The sequence below is a fragment of the Sphingobium sp. RSMS genome, from assembly GCF_005406185.4.
GTDB classification, from domain to species: Bacteria; Pseudomonadota; Alphaproteobacteria; order Sphingomonadales; family Sphingomonadaceae; genus Sphingobium; species Sphingobium fuliginis.
Genome location: NZ_CM191258.1, coordinates 129,558 through 149,683, shown reverse-complemented (window position 1 = coordinate 149,683; position 20,126 = coordinate 129,558). Strand labels below are relative to the sequence as shown.

17 protein-coding genes are annotated in these 20,126 nt (G+C 67.4%); 14 read left to right on the top strand and 3 right to left on the bottom strand.

Annotated elements, in window-relative coordinates; all coding sequences use genetic code 11:
* The first annotated feature begins 33 nt into the window (after positions 1-33).
* Positions 34-729, top strand: coding sequence for a YoaK family protein (locus EGM87_RS18860; protein ID WP_044660939.1), 696 nt, complete (start codon positions 34-36; stop codon positions 727-729).
* On the opposite strand, the gene EGM87_RS18855 is transcribed toward EGM87_RS18860, so the two are convergent.
* Positions 730-1,659 carry a LysR family transcriptional regulator gene (locus tag EGM87_RS18855; RefSeq protein WP_025548711.1) on the bottom strand — a complete coding sequence of 310 codons (930 nt, stop codon included), beginning with the start codon at positions 1,657-1,659 and terminating at the stop codon, positions 730-732.
* Between the two features lie 123 nt (positions 1,660-1,782).
* Here EGM87_RS18855 and EGM87_RS18850 point away from each other — a divergent pair, with 123 nt between their 5' ends.
* The 4 genes from EGM87_RS18850 to EGM87_RS18835 all read left to right on the top strand — a co-directional run bounded on the left by EGM87_RS18850 (position 1,783) and on the right by EGM87_RS18835 (position 7,692).
* Positions 1,783-2,481 carry a pirin family protein gene (locus EGM87_RS18850; RefSeq protein ID WP_025548712.1) on the top strand — a complete coding sequence of 233 codons (699 nt, stop codon included), beginning with the start codon at positions 1,783-1,785 and terminating at the stop codon, positions 2,479-2,481.
* Between the two features lie 65 nt (positions 2,482-2,546).
* Positions 2,547-2,864 (top strand): hypothetical protein, encoded by a 318-nt coding sequence (locus tag EGM87_RS18845; RefSeq protein ID WP_025548714.1) that lies wholly within the window; start codon positions 2,547-2,549, stop codon positions 2,862-2,864.
* A 321-nt stretch (positions 2,865-3,185) separates the two neighbouring features.
* Positions 3,186-6,092, top strand: coding sequence for a TonB-dependent receptor domain-containing protein (locus EGM87_RS18840; protein ID WP_137708661.1), 2,907 nt, complete (start codon positions 3,186-3,188; stop codon positions 6,090-6,092).
* A gap of 58 nt (positions 6,093-6,150) precedes the next feature.
* Positions 6,151-7,692 (top strand): carboxylesterase/lipase family protein, encoded by a 1,542-nt coding sequence (locus EGM87_RS18835; RefSeq protein WP_025548715.1) that lies wholly within the window; start codon positions 6,151-6,153, stop codon positions 7,690-7,692.
* A gap of 52 nt (positions 7,693-7,744) precedes the next feature.
* Here the strand turns inward: EGM87_RS18835 and EGM87_RS18830 are convergent, their stop codons facing one another.
* The gene (locus EGM87_RS18830) at positions 7,745-8,398 is read right to left on the bottom strand and encodes an HAD-IA family hydrolase (RefSeq protein WP_244968700.1); all 654 of its coding nucleotides are present in this window, start codon (positions 8,396-8,398) and stop codon (positions 7,745-7,747) included.
* Between the two features lie 128 nt (positions 8,399-8,526).
* Positions 8,527-9,006: a pyridoxamine 5'-phosphate oxidase family protein gene (locus EGM87_RS18825; RefSeq protein WP_025548719.1), complete on the bottom strand. Its 480-nt coding sequence runs from the start codon at positions 9,004-9,006 to the stop codon at positions 8,527-8,529.
* Positions 9,007-9,144: 138 nt separating this feature from the next.
* Here EGM87_RS18825 and EGM87_RS18820 point away from each other — a divergent pair, with 138 nt between their 5' ends.
* From EGM87_RS18820 to EGM87_RS18780, 9 genes are all read left to right on the top strand, one after another.
* A complete protein-coding gene (locus EGM87_RS18820) occupies positions 9,145-9,909 on the top strand; it encodes a histidine phosphatase family protein (RefSeq protein ID WP_044660945.1) in 765 nt (254 codons plus the stop codon).
* Complete coding sequence (locus EGM87_RS18815; RefSeq protein WP_137708662.1) at positions 9,906-10,808, top strand: NAD(P)H-hydrate dehydratase; 903 nt, start codon at positions 9,906-9,908, stop codon at positions 10,806-10,808. The genes EGM87_RS18820 and EGM87_RS18815 overlap by 4 nt, the downstream gene beginning before the upstream one ends.
* 150 nt (positions 10,809-10,958) lie before the next feature.
* Positions 10,959-11,669, top strand: a complete 711-nt coding sequence (locus tag EGM87_RS18810; RefSeq protein WP_025548724.1) for a Crp/Fnr family transcriptional regulator — start codon at positions 10,959-10,961, stop codon at positions 11,667-11,669.
* Positions 11,670-11,725: 56 nt separating this feature from the next.
* On the top strand, positions 11,726-11,923 hold the full coding sequence (locus EGM87_RS18805; protein WP_137708663.1) for a hypothetical protein: 198 nt from the start codon (positions 11,726-11,728) through the stop codon (positions 11,921-11,923).
* A 103-nt stretch (positions 11,924-12,026) separates the two neighbouring features.
* Positions 12,027-13,517 (top strand): ATPase domain-containing protein, encoded by a 1,491-nt coding sequence (locus EGM87_RS18800; RefSeq protein ID WP_137708664.1) that lies wholly within the window; start codon positions 12,027-12,029, stop codon positions 13,515-13,517.
* A complete protein-coding gene (locus EGM87_RS18795; protein WP_137708665.1) occupies positions 13,514-15,526 on the top strand; it encodes a hybrid sensor histidine kinase/response regulator in 2,013 nt (670 codons plus the stop codon). Before EGM87_RS18800 ends, EGM87_RS18795 begins: the two co-directional genes overlap by 4 nt.
* Positions 15,527-15,698: 172 nt before the next feature.
* Positions 15,699-17,609: a TOL_0244 family TonB-dependent receptor gene (locus EGM87_RS18790; protein ID WP_065846323.1), complete on the top strand. Its 1,911-nt coding sequence runs from the start codon at positions 15,699-15,701 to the stop codon at positions 17,607-17,609.
* Positions 17,597-18,178, top strand: coding sequence for a TOL_0243 family YfiR-like periplasmic protein (locus EGM87_RS18785; RefSeq protein ID WP_044660949.1), 582 nt, complete (start codon positions 17,597-17,599; stop codon positions 18,176-18,178). The genes EGM87_RS18790 and EGM87_RS18785 overlap by 13 nt, the downstream gene beginning before the upstream one ends.
* Positions 18,175-19,893, top strand: a complete 1,719-nt coding sequence (locus tag EGM87_RS18780) for an ATP-binding protein (protein WP_044660950.1) — start codon at positions 18,175-18,177, stop codon at positions 19,891-19,893. The genes EGM87_RS18785 and EGM87_RS18780 overlap by 4 nt, the downstream gene beginning before the upstream one ends.
* The last annotated feature ends 233 nt before the right edge of the window (positions 19,894-20,126 follow it).

Sequence of the window (20,126 nt, the reverse complement as noted above, 5' to 3'; positions counted from 1 at the left end):
CCCCCTTTAACAGCCAAGCGATTCGAGGACATCATGACCGCTCCCAACGGCCCCGCCGCGCCGCTGCCCTGGCTGCTCCTCCTGCTCTCCGTCACCACAGGCCTGGTCGACGCGATCAGCGTGCTGGGCCTGGGCAAGGTGTTCACCGCCAATATGACCGGCAATATCGTCTTCCTGGGCTTCGCCGCCGTGGGTACGCCGGGGTTCCACGCGCTCTCCTATCTGGCCGCCATCGCCGCCTTCCTGATCGGGGCGCTGGTGGCGGGGCGCGTGGGCAGGCATCATGTCGGGCTGCCGCTGCGCCGCTGGCTGATGGTGGCCGCACTGGTAGAGGCTGTGCTGCTCTGGATCGCGGCGGGCGTCGCCACCGGCTTCGACATCGCCAGCCAGTCGCCCGGCAGCGCGCTCTATGCGATCATCGCGCTGACCGGCCTTGCCATGGGCTTCCGCAACGCGACCGTCCGCCAGCTCAAGGTGCCGGACCTCACCACCACGGTTCTCACCCTCACGCTCACCGGGCTGGCGGCGGATTCGGCGCTGGCGGGCGGCAGCAGCCCCAATCGCGGCCGCCGCATCGGCGGCGTCGCCGCCATCCTGCTGGGCGCGGCCATCGGGGCCTTGCTGGTCAATCGCGCCGGTCTCGTCGCGCCGCTGATCCTCTCGGGCGCGCTGGTCCTCTTCGGCACCGCCGCCTGCGCGCTGCACCCGGACGCCAAGGCGCCCGCCTGATCAGATGTCGCCCATGCCCTCCACATCCCGGTCCAGCGCGCCCAGCGCCACGAACTGATCGAGCAGCCAGGAGGCTGCCGGCCCCGGCGGCGTGTCGCGCCGCCAGATGGCGGAGAAACGGTACATGCCCCCGTCATGGTCGGGCATGGCGAGCCGCACCAACGTCCCCGCGACCAGATCCGGCTCGATCATCGGCAGCGGCATATTGCCCCATCCGATGCCTTCCCGCAGCAGCGCATGCTTGGCGCTGAGGTCGGCAAGGCGCCAGGTCTTGGGGCTGCGCACCGAATAATCCCGCCCCTCCGTAAATCGCGAACGGTCCGTCAGCACCAGCTGTATATGGTCGCGTCCGGCGCCCGGCGCGATGGCCTCCATCCGTCCCAGCGGATGATCGGGCGCGGCGACCGGCACCATCGCCACTGCTCCCGCCGTCCGGCTCTCGATCCCCTCGACCCCTGCGGACAACGGCCCGGATATGCCGACCACCGCCGCGCGGTCCAGCACCATGGCGGTGATCGCGCCCAGCGCCTCGGCATGCAGGCGAAGCTGGACCGTCGGGAATTCGCGGGCGAAGGCGCGCAGCACGCGGCCCAGGCGCTCCGACGGCAGCATCACGTCGACCGCCAGGTCGACCTCCGCCTCCAGCCCGTCGAGCAGCCCCTTCACCTTCGCGCGCAGGCCGTCGACGCCGTCGGCGATGCTGCGCGCCTCCGCCAGCAGGGCGCGGCCGGCGACGGTGAGTTGCGGTTTGCGCGTCCCCTCCCGGTCGAACAGCGTCAGGCCAAGCTGCGCCTCCAGATTGGCGATGCCATAGCTGATGACGGACACGGCGCGGTTCAGCCTGCGCCCCGCCGCCGCGAAACTGCCGCTGTCCACGATCGTCAGGAAGATGCGCAGCTGGTCGAAGGTCGGCATGCCCGGATTGTTCACTGTTCCATTTCCTCGAACGGTTCGATGCAATTTATCCCACTGAACGGGAAAGCCGCACGCCTGTAAAGAGATGTTCAACAGGGCAAGGCCATTTCCGGCCCCCGCCCGATGAGGAGACAAGACATGATCGAACTGCGTCCCTTCGACAGCCTCGGCGGCGCCAATCACGGCTGGCTCGATGCCAAGCATCATTTTTCCTTCGCCGGCTATCACGATCCCGCCCGCATGCACTGGGGCAATCTGCGCGTCTGGAACGACGACACCATCGCGCCCCAGACGGGCTTTCCGCCGCACCCGCACCGCGACATGGAAATCATCACCTATGTCCGCGAAGGCGCGATCACGCATCAGGACAGCCTGGGCAACAAGGGCCGGACAGAGGCCGGCGACGTCCAGGTGATGAGCGCGGGCACCGGCATCCGCCATTCGGAATATAATCTGGAGGATGTGACGACCCGGATCTTCCAGATCTGGATTCTGCCCACCCGCGACGGCGAAGCGCCAAGCTGGGGCGCCCGGCCCTTCCCCAAGGGCGACCGCGCCGGTCAGTTCGTCACCCTTGCCTCCGGCTACGACAATGACAATGACGCCCTGCCGATCCGCACCGATGCGCGGGTGGTGGCGGCGACGCTGAAGGCCGGGGAGAGCGCGGAATATCCGATCGGCCGCGACCGCAAGGCCTATCTGGTGCCGGCGACCGGCGCGATCCGGATCGACGACGTGCGCGTCAACGCCCGCGACGGCGCGGCGATCAGCGACATGGACGTGATCCGCGTCACCGCGATCGAGGACAGCGAGATCGTCCTGGTGGACGCGGCATAACGAAAGCAGGAGCGGACGCGGCCCAAAGGCCGTGTCCCTTCACCCTGCGCAAGAGGAGGACGACCATGCTGAATATCGCCCCGCCCGAGCTCAGCCCCGCCGAATGGCGCGATGTGAAGGCTGCCCTGATCGCGGTGGCCGATTGCGGCTGCGGCGATCCGGCGCCCGCCGGACCGCTGCGCGCGCGCCTTTCCCATGCGCTGAACGCGATCATCGGCGCGCCCCGGGCCGCCCGCACGCCGCCCGCCGATCTTCTGCCCCTGCGCGATTTCCTGTGCGAGACCGGCCGCACGCGGCAGATTGCCGAACGGCACATGCCCGCCCTTTACGAAAGAGGCTTTTCCCGGCGGCAGATCGATGCGCTGGCGCTCCTGGGCGCCTGATTTCGTCGCGACGGCCCACAGCGGGAGCGCGGTCGAACCGGCGATGAAAAGCGCGTCCGAGCGATAGAGACACAACGCGGCCTCCAGATGAAAGGGGTGGCCGCGACGAAGCCGTTGCGGCTGCCCTTCAGGCCGATCCTGCGATGCACCGGCGAAACGCCCTGCCCTGTCACGCCGCGACGACGCCGCCCGCATGGCGGCGGACACCCGGCGCGACCGCTTGCGAAAAATGCATTGACATGCACTTTTTATGCTTCTAGCGAATTATGCATCACAGTATATATTTGAATAACAAACCCTTCCAGCGAGAGGAGACTTGGGATGAAGCTGTCCGTTGCGTCCGCCACATGCGTCAGTGTGAGCTTGCTGGCACTTGTCGCTCCGGCCATGGCGCAGACCGCTCCCCAGGTCGACGGCGCCCAGCTCCGGTCGGAAGACCCGGCCGACGCCGGCACGGACGCCGGCACCAGCGACATCATCGTCACCGGATCCCGCATCGTGCGCGACGGCTATACCGCGCCCACCCCCGTGACGGTCGCCACGACGGAGGATCTGGTCAAGGCGACGCCCACCAACGTGCCCGATGCGCTCAACAAGCTGCCGCAGTTCCAGAACAGTTCCAGCCCCTCGCGCAGTTCCCACAACTTCGCCAACAGCGCCAGCCATGGCAATGTCCTCAACCTGCGCGGCGTCGGCGGCAACCGCACGCTGATCCTGTTCGACGGCATGCGCGTGCCGCCCACCACCTATCAGGGCACGGTCGACACCAATGTCATCCCCAACGCCCTGCTCCAGCGCGTCGACATCGTGACGGCGGGCGCATCGGCCGCTTATGGGTCGGACGCCGTGGCGGGCGTCGTCAACTTCGTCCTCAACCGCAAGTTCACCGGCCTCACCGGCAGCGTCCAGGCCGGCGTGTCGCAGCGCGGGGACAATGGCAATCAGCGCATCAGCCTGGCCGGCGGCATGGACCTGTTCGGCGGGCGCGGCCACCTGCTGCTGTCGGGCGAATATTATAATAATGACGGCATGCTGCGATCCGACCGCAAGGGCGGCAATTCCAACTATGTCTATGTCGGCAGCGTGCCCGGCAGCAGCGCGACGCCGGGTTCCAACGCCAATCCACGCATCCTTCAGGACAATATCCACCTGATCTTCGCCAGCGACAACGGCAAGATACTGGACGGCCCCTTCGCCAATTACCAGATCAACGGCGACGGCACGATCCGGCCCTTCGACAACGGCACGCCGACCGGAACGGCGGCGTTCAACATCGGCGGCGACGGCTTCGTCATCCCGTCGGACGTCCATGCGGTCGCGCCGCTGCGCACCTATCAGACCTTCGGCCGGTTCAGCTACGATGTGACGGACGACATCAATTTCTTCGTGCAGGGCAATTTCACCCGCAGCGAACTCAGCTATATCAGCCAGTCCAATGCCTGGGTCGGCACGCAGAACGCCCCCGTCTTCCAGGGCAACCCCTTCATCCCCGCCCGGATCGAGGCGGCGCTGACCCCCGGCCAGCAGTTCAACATCGGCAAATATTCGGGCGACAGCGCGAAAAAGCCCTTCACCCAGGAACGCACCGATTTCTGGATGGCGACGGCGGGCCTCGAAGGCAATCTGGGCGACGGCTGGAAATGGTCGGTCAACTATACCCATGGCAGTTCCAGGCACAGCGTCGACCAGCATGGCCTCTACGACTATCAGAAGGCCTATGCCGCGCTGGACGCCGTGCGCGACACCAACGGCAATATCGTCTGCCGCCCGACGCTGAGCGCCGATCCCGTCATCCGGGCGCGCTTCGCCGGATGCCAGCCGCTCAACATCTTCCTGACCGGCGACGCCTATACCAACCAGCCGGGCTATGATTATGCGACCGGCACCATGTCCTATGACGCGCGGATCAAGCATGACGCCGCCGCGCTGCAGTTCCAGGGTTCGCCCTTCGAACTGCCGGGCGGTCCGGTGGACATCGTGGTCGGCGGCGAATGGCGCAAGCAGTCGCTGGACCTCACCAGCAACAGCGACCCCTCGCGGCTCGACACCGCCGCTGAACGCAGCGAATATTTCGCCGGCCTGCGCGGCGTGTCCTCGACCTCCCTCTTCTACTGGCTGACCAATGTGGGCCAGGCGCAGGGCAGCGTGACGGTCAAGGAAGCCTTCGGTGAAATCAACCTGCCGATCGTCAAGGACATGCCCTTCCTCAACTCGCTGGAACTGAACGGCGCGGGCCGCATCACCGACTACAGCACGTCGGGCCAGGTCGAAACGTGGAAGGTCGGCCTCACCTGGAAGCCGGTACAGGACATATTGCTGCGCGGCACCATCTCCCGCGACATCCGTGCGCCCACCTTGTTCGACCTGTTCGCGGGCGACCAGAGCGGCATCGGGCTGCTGACCGATCCGGTGTCGGGCCAGAGCGGCAACGTCTCCACCGTGTCGGGCGGCAACCGCCTGCTCGATCCGGAAAAGGCGAAGACCAGGACCTTCGGTTTCGTGCTGACGCCGCGCTTCCTGCCCGGCTTCAGCCTGTCGGCAGACTATTTCAACCTGAAGATCGACGGCGCCATCGGCACGCTCGACACCACGCGGATCGTGCAGAACTGCGTCGCCAATGCCTCTGCGCCCGAATGCGCGCTGATCACCCGGCCAAGCCCGACCGCCTTCCCCAGCCTGGTCCGCATCGCGGCCGCCAATATCGCCAGGCTGGAAACGGCGGGCATCGACATCGACGCCAGCTATGCGACGCGCCTTGGCAACGGCAATTTCAGCGCCCGCGCCTATGTCAGCTGGCTCGACAAATATGTGACGCAGCAGAGCGCGGCGGTCCCCGCCTATGACTCCGCGGGCTACGGCATCAACAATGGTCCCATCGCCCGGCCGAAATGGCGCGGCACGCTGAACCTCAACTATGTCAGCGACGGCGGGCTCACCATCTTCGTCTCCGAACAATATACCGGTCCGGTGAAGGTCGGATCGCGCGAACCGAACAACAATTATTCCGGGGCGAAGGCGCCTTCGGTCTGGTACACCGACCTCACCATCAGCCAGAAGATCGAGGGCTGGGGCGGCAGCCTGGAGCCGTTCATCACGATCAACAATCTGTTCGACCGCGATCCGCCGCTGGTGGCCGCCGATATTCCGGGTGTGAACCTGCCGACGATCATCTCCACCTATGATACGGTGGGACGGGCGTTCACCGCCGGCGTCCGGTTCAAATTCTGATCACGGGGCAGGCGGCGCACCGAAGGGACGCCGCCTGCCCTTCCTGGGGAGAGATGGGGTGAAGGCAGCAGCATTTCTGGCGGGCGCCGCCTGCCTTTCGCTGGTCGGCGGCAGCCTGGTCGCGGCGGCTCCGGCAGGTCCGGTGGTGGCGACCGCATCCGGACCCGTGCGCGGCGTGGCGCAGGGCGAAGGCGGCGTCTTCAAGGGCATCCCCTTCGCCCGGACGACCGGCGGCGACCATCGCTGGACGCCGCCGCGCCCGGCCGCCCCCTGGACCACCCCTCGCGACGCCTCCCGCTTCGGCCCGATCTGCCCGCAGCCCGAGACCCCCCATGAACGCGGCGCTCCGCAAAGCGAGGACTGCCTGTCGATCAATGTCGCCACCCCCTCGTTCGAGGGCAGGATGCCGGTCCTGGTGCTGATCCATGGCGGCGCCTTCTTCGTGGGTTCGGGCGCGGAACTGTTCGACGATGCCGCCCGGGTCTATAACAGGCGCGGCATATTGGTGGTGTCGCTCAACTATCGGCTGGGGCGGCTCGGCTTCTTCTCGCACCCCGGCCTGCGCGCGGAGCAGCCGGGGGCGCCGACCGGCAATTACTGGCTGATGGACCAGGTCGCCGGTCTGAACTGGGTGCGCGACAATATCGCGCGCTTCGGCGGCGATCCGGACAAGGTCACGATCATGGGCTGCTCGGCGGGCGGCTCCAGCATCAACGCGCTGGTCGCCTCGCCCCGATCGCGCGGCCTGTTCGCCCGCGCCAGCGCGCATAGCGGCGGCGGCATCAACAATGCGACCCGTCCGCAGGCGCAGGCGGAGCGGGAGGGGGTCGCCTTCGCCGGGCGCGCGGGCGTCACCGGCGAGGGCAAGGAGGCCATCGCCGCCCTGCGCAGGCTCGATCCGGCGGCGGTCATGGCGGCCGATCCCGGCCCCCCCAATTTCGGCGCGGTGGTCGACGGCGAGATGATCCCGGAGGAAACCGCCATCGCCTTCGCCAGGGGGCATATCGCCCGCGTCCCCTATATCGCCGGCTCCACCAGCAATGAAGCGAGCATCTTCGGCCTGATGGGCTTTGACGAAAGGGTGCTGAAGGACCGCTTCGGCATCGACATGGCGGCGGTGCGGAAGGTCTATGATCCGCAGGGCAGGCTGCCCCCGGCGGAACTGCTGCGGCAGGTGCAGACCGACTTCATCTTCACCGCGGCGGCGACCGCGACGGCGGCTCTCGCGGCGCGCTGGCAGCCAAGCTGGTCCTATCATTTCGCCTATGTCCCCCCCGCCGAGCGCGGCAAGGCGGCGGGCGCGCCGCATTGCGCCGATTTCGGCTATACGCTGGGCGCGGCCAAGGCGTCGCAGGGCGCCGAAAATGCGCGTCTGGCCGCGATGATGCAGGATTATTGGGCGAATTTCATCAAGGACGGCGACCCCAACGGCCTTGGGTCGGGCAACAGGGCTCTGCCGCGCTGGACGGAATATGAAGGCCCTCATCGCGGCCCGCTGCTGATCGACCGCAGGACCGCCGTCGCCCCTAATTTCCGGGCGGGGCAGATCGCCTATTGGTGGCGACTCTGGGCCGACCGCACCGGCCAGACCCTGCCCTGAGCGAAGGAAGACGATGGCGCGTCGTCCGATCTGACGCAGCGTCCTCCTGGCCTCAGCCGATGGGTCCGATGCGGACGGACCCGCCGGTGGCAGGAACCGCGCCAAGGCCGCGATAGTCGACAATGGCGGGATGCGGGGTCTCCATCGGCCGGTGATGGGTCGCGGTGACGACCAGGATGCTTGCGCCCGCACGCTCCGCCGCCATGATCCCCGCCACCGAATCCTCGATCACCAGACAGCGGTCCGCCGTCGTTCCCAGACGTTTGGCCGCCAGATGGAAGCAGTCCGGGGCGGGCTTGCCGCGTTCCACATCCTCCGCCGCGATCAGCAGCGGCGGAACGGGCAGCCCAGCGGCCTGGATGCGGCGCAGCGCAAGCTGCCGCGGGGCTGAGGTGACGACGGCCCAGCGGCAATCGGCCAGCGCCGCGAGAAACGCCGCCGCGCCCTCGATCGCCTCGATCCCGTCGACCGTATCGATCTCCGCCTGGGTGACGAGCGCCGCCTCCGCCACCGGATCGACGCCGGGCAGGCCCAGCCGCCCGATCGTCTCCACCGACTGCACGCCATGGACGGTCGGCAGGAAAGCCTCGACATCCAGTCCATGGCGCAGCGCCCATTCGCCCCAGACCCGTTCCGCCACCTTGATGGAGTTCAGGATCGTGCCGTCCATGTCGAGCAGCACCGCATCCACGGACCTGTGTTCCATCGGCACCGCCATCCTTGCGAAAAGACCATGCGGGCGGACCGGCATCCGCCCCCCGACCGCCTCCTACACAGGACCGCCGCGAAACGCACGCCCGTTTCGATCCGGCGGCTCGCCGCCGGATCGCCAGGTCACTTCGCCGTCGTCTCGACCCTGGCGTGGCTGCCCTCCTCGCTCGGACGTATCCTGCCGCCGAACAGCATCTTGAGCTTTCCGGTCAGCGACACGTCCGCCTCCCACAATTCCGCCTCGTCGATGTCGAAGCGCAGCAGGGCCAGATTGGGGTCCGACCTGCCGCCCGGGAACCAGGCTTCGACCGTCGTCGACCACAGCTTGTCGATCATCGCCGGATCATTGTCGATGCGCGCGCGACCGGCGAAACAGGCGAAGAAATCGTGCCCCTTGGAAACGAACTGGCCCATCGCCGCGCCGCCGCCGGCCAGACGGTTGTCCTTGCCCACGAAGAACCACAGCGTATCCACCTGGTCCTTGTCCAACTGGACGGTCAGCGGCTCGCTATGCTGCCCGCTGCCGGTCAGGCCCAGCATCATGAAGGGGCTGTCCGACATGCGATCCCACAGATGTTCCTTCAGCTTATGCGCATCGCTCATGATCATCATCTCCCGATTTTGGAACGGACTATACGAATGGCGGGCGCGAAGGGTCCGCCCGCGCGGCGGGATGAAGCCGATCCGCCGCCCGGGCGTTGTCCCCCCGATGCAGGGAAGAAGGGAAGGAGAAGAAGTCAGATGACGATCCGCTGGCCCGCCCAATTGATCATCGCGCGCCATGGCCAGAGCGCTGGCAATGTCGCGCGGGACGCCGCCCATGAAGCGGCGGCCGACCGCATCGCCCTGTCCATCCGCGATGCCGACGTGCCGCTGAGCGATCTGGGGCGGGAACAGGCCGCTTCGCTCGGCCGCTGGTTCGCGCGGCAGCCAGAAGATTGCCGTCCGGATGTGCTGCTGTCCTCTCCCTATTTGCGCGCCTGCCAGACCGCCCGGCTCTTCCGCGACCATGGCGGCGCGGCGGGGGAGGAGCCGATCTGCTTCGACGAGCGGCTTCGCGAAAAGGAGTTCGGCATATTGGACGGCCTCACCACCGGCGGCATCCGCAACATCTTCCCCGACCAGGCCGAATTCCGCCGCCTGCTGGGAAAATTCTATCATCGCCCGCCCGGCGGAGAGAGCTGGTGCGACGTCATCCTTCGCCTGCGGTCGGTGATGGACACCATCTCGCTCCACTATGCCGGGCGGCGGGTGATGATCTTCAGCCATCAGGTCGTGGTGCTGTGCATGCGCTATATATTGGAGAGCCTCACGGAAACCGAGATTCTCGCCATCGACGCGAAGGGTGACGTCGCGAACTGCGCCGTGACCGATTATCGGCTGGAGGCGGATGCGGGCCGCGACGGCCGGCTGGTCCTTCAGCGCTACAATGTCACCGCGCCGATGGAGGAGGACCGCACGCCCGTCACCAAGGCGCCCGACGCCATTGCGGGAGCGCGCGGATGAGCCCGCCACGGATTGATCGCCGCTGGCTGCGCGACCATCCGCTGCCGGGGCTCGCGAACGCATCGGACAAGAATGAGCGCGGCCGCGTGGTTGTGATCGGCGGCGCCGAATTCGTCCCCGGCGCCCTGCGCCTGACGGGCGAGGCGGCGCTCAGGGCGGGGGCCGGCAAGGTGCAGCTGGCGACGGTCCAGTCGGTCGCGACCGCGCTGGGCGTGCTGGTGCCCGAGGCGTCGATGCTGGCGCTGCCGTCCGACCGCAATGGCGAGATCGCCGCCCAGGCCGTGGCCATGCTGGAGGCGCATGTCGGACGATGCGACGCCATGGTCCTGGGACCGGGGATGAGCGTCAGCGACCGCACCGACACGCTGGTGGCGCGCCTGCTCGCGTCCCCGCGTCAGGGCCTTGGCGTCGTGCTGGATGCGGCGGCGCTGACCTCCGCCCGCGACCTGGCCGCCGTCATCGCCAGCCATGAGGGCCGCGTGATCATGACGCCCCATCGCGGGGAGATGGCGATCTTCGCGGGGATGGATGAAGCCGCCGTCGCAGCCGATCCCGAAGGCGTCGCAGCCGACATGGCCGGCCGCTTCCGGTCGGTCATCCTGCTCAAGGGGCAGGAAAGCATATTGGCCGATCCGTCCGGCCGGCTGCTCCGCTTCGACGGGGGCTGCGTAGGCCTGGCCACGGCGGGATCGGGCGATGTTCTGGCGGGCATCATCGGCGGCCTGCTGGCGCGTGGGGCCGATCCGTTCCGCGCCGCCGCCTGGGGCTGCTGGCTGCACGGCGCGGCGGGACGGGCCCTGTCGGAAGAGATCGGCAGGATCGGTTTCCTGGCGCGCGAACTCGCCGCCATCGTCCCCCGCCTGCTGGATGAGACGATGACCGCGCCGCAGGATGGGTGAGACGGAAGCGGACTTCGCTTCGCTGCCCTCGTCCCGCCTCATCCCGGCCGGGCCATGGGACCAAAGGCCGGAGAGAAGAGGCTGGCCGCCGGCAGGCCCTGCTGATAAGCCATTGGCCGGGCCTCCATGCCCTGGGGAGACATGCCGCCGATGATCTTTGCCGACTTCCTCCGCAATCGTCGCCGCGAGCAATTGTCGGATCAGGATCTCGCGGCGCTGGAGGCCAGCGTCAGCCAAGTCCGCAAGACCCATGCGCGCCAGCTCCTCGCCCATGCGGGCGAACCGATCGCATGCAGCACTTACCTGATGGAAGGGTTCATCTGCCGCTACATGGACGACCGCAACGGCCTGCGCCAGCTCGTCGCCGTCCACGTCCCCGGCGATTTCGTCGACCTCCACGGCTATCCGCTGGGGCGGCTGGACCATGATGTCGCGACCCTCAGCGCTTCCAAGATCGCCATGGTCCCGCATGAGGCGCTGGACGGCCTGCTGGCCCAGCGGCCCAATCTGACGAAGCTGCTGTGGTTCAGCACGCTGCTGGACGCCGCCATGCACCGGGAATGGATATTCCGCCTCGGCCGGCTCGACGCCGTCGCGCGGATCGCGCATTTCTTCTGCGAGATCGAGGCGAAGCTGCGCGCCGTGGGGCTGAGCGACGGCAGCCGGTTCGCGCTGCCGCTGACCCAGGCCGATCTGGGCGAGGCGTGCGGCATGACGTCGGTGCACATCAATCGCATGTTGCGGGAACTCCGGGAACGGGAACTGCTCCAGGTCCAGCGCGGCAGGGTCACCATTTCCGATCTCGCCGCGCTGCGGCGGCTGTGCGATTACGACCCATCCTACCTGTTCATCGGCGGCTGAGGGAACCGCATCCGCCTGCGGAGCGTCCTTCCCACATGAACGGAAGAGGATGGTCCATGCCCCGAGACGGCGTTTTCGATGAATCCGGCAAGGCCTATGCAGAGGAAGGACAGGTGATGCTCGACGGCCCGGACGGGGTCGCCATCAGCATGACGCCGGATGCCGCGGAAGAAACGGCGAACGAACTCATCAGGGCGGCGTCGGAGGCGCGGCAACAGATCGACGACAGGGAGAGCGGCGCGTCCGGCGCGTGACGCGCACCTAATGGCGTGACTTGATCGAAATCAATCTGCGACGCATTCTGGGCCGCCGCTTCCCATGGTAATCGCCGATGCTCCTGCCCTGAAAGGAGATGACGTGGAGACCTATTCGACCGAACAGGCCCTGGCGGGGGTGGATGGCCTTGACGACATTCTCTCCGGCGGGCTGACCCGCGGCCGGGTCTTCCTGCTGGAAGGCAGTCCGGGCACGGGCAAGACCACCGTCGCGATGCAGTTCCTGATCGAAGGCGCGGGGCGCGGCGAACGCTGCCTCTACATCACCCTGTCCGAAACCGAGGACGAGATGCGCGAGAGCGCGGCATCGCATGGCTGGACGCTGGAGGGGGTGGACCTGTTCGAACTGGTGCCGCCCGAAAGCCTGCTGGACGAGCAGCAGCAGCAAAGCCTGCTCTATTCGTCCGACCTGGAACTGGGCGAGACCACCCGCCGCATCTTCGATGCGTTCGAGCGGGTCCGGCCGGACCGGGTGGTGCTGGACAGCCTGTCTGAAATCCGCCTGCTGGCGCAAAGCTCGCTGCGCTACCGCCGCCAGATACTGGCGCTCAAGCACTTCTTCTCGAAACAGAATGCGACGGTGCTGATGCTGGACGACCTGACGGCGGAGGTGGCGGACAAGACCGTGCACAGCGTCGCCCATGGCGTCATCCGGCTGGAGGAACTGTCGCCCGGCTACGGCCCGGAGCGCCGCCGGATGCGCATCATCAAATATCGCGGCCGGCATTTTCGCGGCGGCTTCCACGATTTCGTCATCGAGAAGGGCGGCGTCCGAGTCTTTCCCCGGCTGGTGTCGGCCGAACACAAGACCAGCTTCGTTCGCGACGTGCTGAAAAGCGAATCCGGCGAACTCGACGCCCTGCTGGGCGGCGGGATCGAGCGGGGCTCCAGCGTGCTCGTCCTCGGCCCGGCGGGCACCGGCAAATCCCTGCTCGCCCTCACCTTCGTCACGGCGGCGATCCGGCGCGGGGAAAAGGCGGCGATGTTCGTCTTCGACGAGGAGATGGGCCTGCTCTTCAACCGCGCCCTGGGCCTTGGCATCGACATGCAGGCCATGGCCGGGAGCGGCGACCTGATCGTCGAGCAGGTGGACGCGGCCGAACTGTCCCCCGGCGAATTTGCCCAGCGGGTGCGCAACTGCGTGGAACGGCATGGCGTGAGGACCGTCGTCATCGACAGCCTGAACGGCTATCAGTCCGCCATGCCGGAAGAAAATGCGCTGGTCCTGCACATGCATGAGCTGCTGCAATATCTGAACCGGCAGGGGGCCACCACCTTCCTGACGGTCGCGCAGCATGGGCTGGTGGGCGACATGAAGACGCCGGTCGATGTCACCTATCTGGCCGACACGGTCATCCTGCTGCGCTATTTCGAAGCGCTGGGCCGGGTGCGCCGCGCCATGTCGATCATCAAGAAGCGGACCGGATCGCATGAGGACACGATCCGCGAATTCCGCATCGGATCTTACGGCATTCGCCTGGGCGAACCGCTGGTGGGCTTCCAGGGCGTGCTGCGCGGGGTTCCGCATTTCGTCGGCAGCGCGCCGGCGCTGCTCGAAGACGAGAAGGCGTGATACCGCATCTTTCCGAACGGGCGCTGATCCTCGCTCCCGTCGGGCGCGATGCGGAGATCGCGGCATCGATGCTGGCCGAGGCGGGATTGCGGTCGCAAATCTGCCGGGATCTTCCCGCCCTGCTGAACGGCATCGACCATGGCGCCGGCTTCGCGCTGGTGACGGAGGAGGCGCTGCACAATCGCGACCTGCACCCGCTGGTCGGCTGGTTGCAGGATCAGCCGGAATGGTCGGACTTTCCCTTCATCCTGTTGACCCGCCGCGGCGGCGGGCTGGAACGCAACCCGTCCGCGTCGCGCTATCTGGAGATGCTGGGCAACGTCAATTTCCTGGAGCGGCCCTTCCACCCCACCACGCTGATCAGCCTTGCCCGTTCGGCGCTGCGCGGCCGCCGGCGGCAATATGACGCCCGCGCGAGGCTGGAGGAACTGCATCGCGGCGCGGAGAAATATCGCACCCTGTTCGATTCGATCGAGGCGGGCTTCTGCATCATAGAGATGATCTTCGACGAGGCGGGGAAGCCGGTCGACTATCTCTTCATAGAGACCAATCCCGCCTTTGCGCGCCATACCGGGCTCACCGACGCGGTGGGAAAGCGGATGCGCTCGCTCGTGCCGGAGCATGAACAGCATTGGTTCGACATTTACGGCCAGGTCGCCTGCACCGGCGAGGCCGTCCGCTTCGAGGACGCGGCCGAGGCGCTGGGCGGCTATTGGTACGACGTCTACGCCTTTCGCGTGGGCGACCCCAGGGCGCCCCAGGTCGCCGTGCTGTTCAACGACATCACCGAACGCCGCCGCATGGAGGCGGCGCTTCGCCAGAGCGAGGAGCGCTTGCGCGCGCTCAACGAAACGCTGGAGGAGCGCGTGCAGCAGCGCTCGCACGAACTGGAACTGGCGCAGGAGGCGCTGCGCCAGTCGCAGAAGCTGGAATCCATGGGCCAGTTGACCGGCGGCGTCGCCCATGATTTCAACAACCTGCTGACGCCTATCGTCGGCAGCCTCGACCTGCTCCATCGCCGCGGCCTGGGCACCGATCGGGAGCGGCGACTGATCGAAGGCGCCCTGCAATCGGCCGACAGGGCGAAGATGCTGGTGCAAAGGCTGCTCGCCTTCGCGCGGCGGCAGCCCCTGCAACCCACCGCCATCGACATTGGGGGATTGGTGCGGGACATGCGCGACCTGATCGTCAGCACGTCGGGCCCGCGCGTGCAGGTCGAACTGGCGGTGGGGGACGACCTGCCCGCCGCCCATGCCGACGCCAACCAGATCGAAATGGCGTTGCTGAACCTGGCGGTGAATGCGCGCGACGCGATGCCGGACGGCGGGCAGCTTCGCATCGGCGTGAACTGCGACAGCATGGCGGCCGACAACCGGCTGCATCTGCGGGAGGGGCGATATGTCAGGCTGTCGGTGGCCGACACCGGCATCGGCATGGACCAGCAGACCGCCGAAAAGGCGATAGAGCCCTTCTTCACGACCAAGGGCGTGGGCCAGGGGACCGGCCTTGGCCTGTCGATGGTGCATGGCTTGGCCGCGCAGCTGGGCGGCGGCCTCACCATCGAAAGCGCCGTGGGCCATGGCACGACGATCAGCCTCTGGCTGCCGACCAGCGAGATCGAGGCCGGGAAGGAGGCCGCCGGGCCGGACATCGCCCCGGTCAAGCTGGACCATGGCATGGCGCTGGTGGTGGATGATGAGGAACTGGTGCGCGCCAGCACCGTGCACATGCTGCGCGAACTGGGATATGACGTGCTGGAGGCCAGCTCCGCCGAACATGCGCTCGCGATCATGAAGGCAGAGCCGGGCATCGACGTGCTGGTCACCGACCATTTGATGCCCGGCACGACCGGCACCGACCTGATCGAGCAGGCGAGGGTGCTGAAGCCGGAGATCAGGGCGCTGCTGATTTCCGGCTATGCCGAAAATGCCGGAATTTCGGCGGAACTGCCGCGGTTGACCAAGCCCTTCAAGCAGATCGATCTGGCCAAGAGCCTTGCGGCCCTGTGAAGGCGGCGTGCGGCTGCCGGCGTCCGACCGTGGGTTTCAGGCACATTATGCATGGAATTGCGGAGGTTGGCGTGGAACTTTTCCGACGCGGCTGCGTAACGACTCCACGATGCGCGGGCGATCCTCGCGCCGGGGGCAAGCGCAACGGGCAGCGCAGGGGGATGAACGAAAAATGGCATGGGCTTTTGGCGGCGCGGCGTTCGGCGGAGTGGCCGTGGGCCTTCTGTCCCTATACGGTACGGCCGCCCAGGCGCAGAGCATCGAAGAACTGCGCGACATGCCGATCGCCGCACTGTCGAAGCTGGACGTCACGTCCGTCACCCGGTCGGCGGCTTCGCTGGCCGACTCCCCGGCGTCCATCTATGTCATCACCCATGACGACATCGTCCGTTCAGGCACGCTGACGCTGCCCGGCATTCTCCGGCTCGCGCCCAATCTGCAGGTCATGCGCGGCGGCCCCAACGATACGGTCGTCGCCGCCCGCGGGCTTGGCGGCAACGACGCCGCGCAGAATTTCTCCAACAAGCTGCTCGTGCTGATCGACGGGCGCAGCGTCTATTCGCCGCTTTATTCCGGCGTCTATTGGGACATGCAGGACATATTGCCGGAGGATGTCGACCGCATAGAGGTGATCTCCGGCCCCGGCGCCACGCTCTGGGGATCGAACGCCGTCAATGGCGTGATCAACATCATCACCCGCGACGCAGGGGCGACACAGGGCCTGTACGGCACCGGCGTGGTCGGCAACAGCACCTATGATCTGGGGCTGCGCTATGGCGGCCATGCCGGCGGCAACGCCAGCTATCGCCTGTTCGTGAAGCGCCATGAGAATTTCGAAAGCGCGTCGAACGCGGACGACGGCAACCGCCGGACCCAGGGCGGCTTCCGCTTCGACTGGAACGCGACCCCCGCCGACGCGCTGATGGTGCAGGGGGACGGCTATTACGGCTCCCGCTCGCGGGGGACCGCGTCCGACGAGAGCCTGCACGGCTACGACCTGCTTGCCCGCTGGCGCCATGGCGCGGCGTCCGGCGCGACGCTCCAGCTCCAGGCCTATTACGACCACACCGCCCGCAAGATCGAGGATGACGGCGGCCGCTTCGCGCTCGACACCTTCGATGTGGAGGGGCAGCACAGCTTCACCCTGGGGCGCAACCACAGCATCGTCTGGGGCGGCGGGGCGCGCCTCGGCCGCTATGTGATCCGCGACATTCCCGGCCTGGACTTCGTGCCCGAGCGGCGAAACCTTTTCGTCGGCAATCTGTTCGCGCAGGACAGCATCGCCCTGACGCCGTCCATCACGGGCACGGTCGGGGCCAAGCTGGAGCAGCGCAGCTACATGGACCTGACCTTCCTCCCCAGCGTTCGCCTGTCCTGGAAGCCCGACCCCGGAACCCTGGTCTGGGGCGCGGTCTCCCGCGCGGTGCGTTCCCCCACCCCCTTCGACGAGGATGTGGTCGAATCCATCGAAGGCACCGTCTTCCTGACCGCCCTTCCAAGCTTCCGCTCCGAAAAGCTGACCGCCTTCGAACTGGGCACGCGGCTGATGCTCTCGCCCCGCGCGTCGCTTTCGGTCTCGGCCTTCTACAATGTCTATGACGACCTGCGGACGGTGGAGCCGGCGCCGGAGGGGCTGCTGCCGCTGCGCTGGGGCAATGGGATAAAGGGCGACAGCTATGGCTTCGACGCCTGGGCCGACATCCGTCTGGCAAGCTGGTGGCGGCTCAAGCCCGGCTACAGCCTGCTGATCCAGAAGTTCCGCTTCAAGCCGGACTCGGTGCCCCTGCTCGGCGTGTCGCAGGTCGGCAACGATCCCAAACACCGCGCGACGCTGCGCTCTTCCATGGACATCGGGCCGGAGGTCAATGTCGATTTCGACCTGCGCTATGTGTCCGCCCTGCCCGACCCCCATGTGCCGGGCTATGTGGAGCTGGGGGCAAGACTGGGCTGGCAATTCGATGAGCGCGCCGAACTGTCGGTATCGGGCTTCAACCTGCTGCACCGCCGCCACCGTGAGCTTCCCGCTTCGCAGGCGACGCCGCTCCGCCGCAGCGTGTTCGTGGCGCTCAAATGGACGATCTGAACCCTTCACCGCGCGGCAGGCGGGCACGACGCCGGCGATGGGCCGCCCTGTCCTGTCTCGCGGCGGCCGCGATCGTCGTTCCGGCGCCGGTGCCGGCCAATTCGCCGACGACGCTGGAACGCGCGATCCAGGCGAATTTCCTGTTCAAGTTCGCGCCCTTCGTGGAATGGCCCCCGGCGGCATTTTCCGGGACGGAAAGGAATTTCGTCATCTGCGTCGTCGGAGAGGACCCGTTCGGCACCCTGCTCAACGAGGTGGTGCGAGGCCAGAAGATGGTCGGCCGGCCGGTGGTGGTGCGGCGTGCTGGCGGCGAAGCGGGCCCGACCGGCTGCCACATCCTGTTCGCCGGACACTCGACCGATCCCGGCTATGCGCCCTTCGCGACGACAGAGGGGCAGCCGGTGCTGACGGTCGCGGACAAGAGCGCGGGGCCCAGCGGCGCGATGATCGAATTCGTGCGGCAGAGTGGCCGGGTGCGGTTCCAGATCGATGACGGCGCGGCCCGGGCCAACGGCCTCAAGATCAGTTCCAAATTGCTGGGCCTTGCCATCGCGGTGAACCGGAAATGAAGCAAGCGACCCCAAGCCGGCTCAGCCTGGGCAAAGTCGTCGGACAGATGGCGACGCCCCTTTCCGCCGTCCTGATCGCCTTCCTGCTGCTGGCCGCGGGGCTGGCCGCCGCCATCCAGCTCGAACAGCTCGGCCGCGTCGAAAAGCTGCGGCAGACGACCGTCCAGGCGCAGGTTCTGGCCAATGGGATCGCCGCCCCGCTGGCGTTCGAGGACGATGTCGCGCTCCAGGAATATCTGAACGCGCTGAAGGCCGATCCCCAGATCGTCGCGGTCGCCGCCTATGACGGCAAGGGCGCCTTCGCCGCCGGCTTCGCGCGCCCTCCCGCCCGGCTGCCCAAGCGGGCGGAGGAGGCCAGCCGGGACGCGCCGCCCGCCGCGCTCGCCGTCACCGTCCCGGTGAAGCAGGGCGGCACGCGGCTCGGCTCCGTCTATCTCCAATCCACCATGGACAGCCTGTCGCGCCGCCTGACCCGCTATCTGGGCATCGCCGTCATCGTCATCGCGGCGGCGGTGCTGATCGTGATGCTCGCCGCCTCCTATTCCTCGCTGCGCCGCGCGCACCAGGCTCTCCAGGCGGAAATCGCCAGCCGCCAGCAGGCCGAAGAGGCGCTGCGCCAGTCGCAGAAGATGGAGGCGATGGGCCAGTTGACCGGCGGCGTCGCGCATGATTTCAACAATCTGCTGATGGTCGCTTCCGGCGGTCTCGACCTCATGGAACGCACCCAGGACGCGGCCAGGCTGGAGAAGCTGCGCGCCGGGATACGCCAGGCGCTGGACCGGGGCGCGAAACTGACGCGGCAACTGCTCGCCTTCTCCCGCCGCACCCCGCTCAACCCGGAGGTCGTCGACCTGCGGGAGCGGATCAGGGGCATGGATGCGCTGCTCGAACGATCGCTGGGCGAAAGCATAGGGGTGACCATGCACCTTCCCGCGGACCTCTGGCCGGTGGAGGTGGATGCGTCGGAACTGGAGGTGGCGATCCTCAACATCGCCCTCAACGCCCGGGACGCCATGCAGAAGGGCGGCACCATCGTCATCGAAGGCGCGAACCGCCCGGTCCATGGCGACCTGCCCGACCGGGTGCAGATCGCGGTGACGGACAGCGGCGCCGGCATCGCGCCGGAACTGGTCAACAAGATCTTCGAACCCTTCTACACGACCAAGGCGGTGGGTCAGGGCACGGGGCTTGGCCTCAGCCAGGTCTACGGCTTCGCGCGGGCGTCGGGCGGGGAGGTGCTGGTCGACAGCATCGTCGGTAGGGGGACGACCATCACCCTGCTGCTGCCGCGATCCCTGCTCGCGCCCCGGGAAAGCGACAGGCCGGCCGAACCCGTCGGCGCCTCCGGCAGGCAGCGCATCCTGCTGGTGGAGGATGACGACACGGTGGCCGACACGGTGGGCGGCATGCTGACGACGCTGGGCTATGAGATGGAGCGGGTCGACAATGGCGACGCGGCGCTGCGCCGGCTGGAGCGAGCGGACGATTTCTCCCTGATCCTTTCCGACATGATCATGCCGGGCGAGGTCGGCGGCATGGAGCTGGCGCTGCGGATCAGGAAGCACTGGCCGCATCTGGGCACGATGCTGATGACGGGCTACAGCGCCGCGGCGGCCTCCGCCGCGAAGGAGGGCGTGCCGCTGCTGGCCAAGCCGTTCACGATCCAGGACCTGTCGGTCCACCTGATGGCGGCGCTGGACCACAGCAAGGCGTGACCGCCGTCCCGCCACAAGCCGCGCCCTCACCCCCCTCAGCCCGGCAGCTTGGCCAGGATGATCGCGCAAATCGCGATCACCAGTCCGAACGACAGCGTCGCCAGAAAGACGACATCCAGCGATTGCCTGACCCGATCCACCATCGACATCTTGTTTCTCCCTCATCGAAAACCCGCTTCGCGCCGCCATTCTGGAGCGCGCCGCGGTGAACCGGACGCAAGATCGCGCGCGCC

Excerpts from the sequence above, each read along its gene's own strand:
- EGM87_RS18840 (WP_137708661.1), top strand. The coding sequence starts at position 3,186 with ATGAAGCTGTCCGTTGCGTCCGCCACATGCGTCAGTGTGAGCTTGCTG.
- EGM87_RS18830 (WP_244968700.1), bottom strand. The coding sequence starts at position 8,398 with ATGGAACACAGGTCCGTGGATGCGGTGCTGCTCGACATGGACGGCACG.
- EGM87_RS18805 (WP_137708663.1), top strand. The coding sequence starts at position 11,726 with ATGCCCCGAGACGGCGTTTTCGATGAATCCGGCAAGGCCTATGCAGAG.
- EGM87_RS18850 (WP_025548712.1), top strand. The coding sequence starts at position 1,783 with ATGATCGAACTGCGTCCCTTCGACAGCCTCGGCGGCGCCAATCACGGC.
- EGM87_RS18780 (WP_044660950.1), top strand. The coding sequence starts at position 18,175 with ATGAAGCAAGCGACCCCAAGCCGGCTCAGCCTGGGCAAAGTCGTCGGA.
- EGM87_RS18810 (WP_025548724.1), top strand. The coding sequence starts at position 10,959 with ATGATCTTTGCCGACTTCCTCCGCAATCGTCGCCGCGAGCAATTGTCG.
- EGM87_RS18860 (WP_044660939.1), top strand. The coding sequence starts at position 34 with ATGACCGCTCCCAACGGCCCCGCCGCGCCGCTGCCCTGGCTGCTCCTC.
- EGM87_RS18785 (WP_044660949.1), top strand. The coding sequence starts at position 17,597 with ATGGACGATCTGAACCCTTCACCGCGCGGCAGGCGGGCACGACGCCGG.
- EGM87_RS18845 (WP_025548714.1), top strand. The coding sequence starts at position 2,547 with ATGCTGAATATCGCCCCGCCCGAGCTCAGCCCCGCCGAATGGCGCGAT.
- EGM87_RS18820 (WP_044660945.1), top strand. The coding sequence starts at position 9,145 with ATGACGATCCGCTGGCCCGCCCAATTGATCATCGCGCGCCATGGCCAG.
- EGM87_RS18815 (WP_137708662.1), top strand. The coding sequence starts at position 9,906 with ATGAGCCCGCCACGGATTGATCGCCGCTGGCTGCGCGACCATCCGCTG.
- EGM87_RS18790 (WP_065846323.1), top strand. The coding sequence starts at position 15,699 with ATGGCATGGGCTTTTGGCGGCGCGGCGTTCGGCGGAGTGGCCGTGGGC.
- EGM87_RS18825 (WP_025548719.1), bottom strand. The coding sequence starts at position 9,006 with ATGAGCGATGCGCATAAGCTGAAGGAACATCTGTGGGATCGCATGTCG.